Genomic DNA, 297 nt, shown 5'->3' on the forward strand with positions numbered 1-297 from the left:
CCGGACCGAGCACCCGGAGGACCCCGAGGCCACGGTTGACGCCGACACCGCCTTCCACCGGGCCGTGGTTGCCGCGGCGGAAAACCCGATCCTGCTCGACCTCTTCGACTCGCTCATGCCGCGCAGCCGCTCCGCGATGATCGATATGCTGCGCCTGCGCCGCCTGCCGCCGACGGGCCCGGACCACGACGCGCACCGCACGCTCGTGTCCGCCATCGCCGCCGGCGACCCGGCCGCGGCACAGGCCGCCAGCCGACACCACCTACTCGCCCTCAAGGAGGCCCTCGCATGACCCAC

General features: G+C 73.7%; 1 protein-coding gene. It reads left to right on the forward strand.

Features of this window, described 5'->3' with window-relative positions:
* The coding region (locus tag OOT08_RS00940; protein WP_325090715.1) for an FCD domain-containing protein at window positions 1–292 on the forward strand (292 nt) is incomplete at its 5' end.
* Window positions 293–297: the final 5 nt, after the last annotated feature.

Origin of the sequence: Leucobacter sp. M11 (assembly GCF_035726885.1) — a bacterium.
Lineage (GTDB): Bacteria > Actinomycetota > Actinomycetes > Actinomycetales > Microbacteriaceae > JAPFRB01.